At 60.0% G+C, this 1271-nt stretch carries 1 protein-coding gene and 1 pseudogene; both read right to left on the bottom strand.

Translation table 11 applies throughout. The features are described 5' to 3' along the window. Nucleotides 1-95: 95 nt before the first annotated feature. A pseudogene (locus tag FHW77_RS26570) lies at nt 96-938 on the bottom strand (IS66 family transposase); the annotation flags it as partial. Nucleotides 939-1011: 73 nt separating this feature from the next. After that, on the bottom strand, nt 1012-1271 hold a 260-nt coding region (gene tnpB, locus FHW77_RS26565), incomplete at its 5' end, for an IS66 family insertion sequence element accessory protein TnpB (RefSeq protein ID WP_182591108.1).

Raw genomic sequence — 1271 nt, 5'->3', positions numbered from 1 at the left:
CGGATAATCTGTTCCATGGGCGGTGTCCCTCGATTGAGATTTCAACGAACTCATTCTGGCACATTCGATGCCGCCGGGAGCCGTCCACCTCAACATAGCCAGGCCGTCCTGGCCGATCCGGATCCGGGCGCGAGTGTCGGCAACGTTGTCTCGTCAGCGAAGATACGCTCAGCCTTCTTGATCTCGGCGAGGATGTAGTCGGCCAGGATATCAAGTTCAAAGCCGAGCTTGCCCATCCATTGAGCCATCAGCTTCCGGTCAAGCTCGACCTTGTCGCGGGCATAGATTGCCTCCTGCCGATAGAGCGGAAGGCCATCGGCATACTTCGAGACCGCGATCTGGGCGAGAAGCGCTTCCGTCGGAATGCCGCCCTCGATGATGTGCGCGGGTGCGGCTGCCTGAATGACACCGTCTTCATCTTTGAAGGCATACTTCGGTCGGCGGGTGACGATGACGCGGAACTTCGCCGGCACGACGTCCAGTCGCTCCGAGACGTCTTCTCCGATCAGCACCTTCTGTTTGCCGATGTGTTCGGGCAGTTCATCCGGCTCGATCACCACTTCGACCCGCTCCAGATGAGGAGCAAAGCCCTTGCGCGGTCGCGGCGGACGCTTTTCGGTATGGGCGGCACCCTTGTTGACCTGGGCTCGGATCGCAGCGATGCCGGTCTCGATTTCCTCGAAGACAAAGGCCTGCTGCTCATCATCGATGCCTGGAGAGCCGAGCTTTTCCGATCGCCGGCCAAAGCGGGCACGATCGAAGGCTTTCAGGATCTGGGTCAGTCGTTCGATGCGTTCATCAGCATCGGCGTTTCTGGCTTTCAGGTCTGCGACCTCGCTCTCAAGAGCATCGGTGCGCGCGGCCTTCTCGGCCATGGCAAGAACCATGGCTTTCAGGGTATCTACATCATCCGGGAGCTGCAGATCGGGCGGCGTCATGACGTCTACCAGAGCATATTTTGCTCCGGTTTGCCTGCCCTTTCAGGCGGGTGATTCACTTTGCCGCAGGCATTTACCCAACAATCTCCGGCGGCTTCACCGCCACCGAGCGCACCCGTTTCCAGTCCATGCCGTCAACGAGCGCCATGAGCTGGGCATGGTTGAGCTGGACTCGGTTGTGGCCTATCCGCGGCCAGCAGAACTGCGCCTTCTCCAACCGCTTCGAGTAGAGGCAGACCCCGGATCCATCCCACCAGACGATCTTGATCCGGTCGGCCCGTTTGGCCCGGAAGACATAAAGCGAGCCGTTGAACGGATCACTGCCAGCATCGC

This window comes from Agrobacterium sp. RC10-4-1 (assembly GCF_014138475.1).
Lineage (GTDB): Bacteria > Pseudomonadota > Alphaproteobacteria > Rhizobiales > Rhizobiaceae > Agrobacterium > Agrobacterium pusense.
The sequence above is the reverse complement of the archived record's forward strand: the minus strand, read 5'-3'. Positions and strand labels throughout refer to the sequence as shown.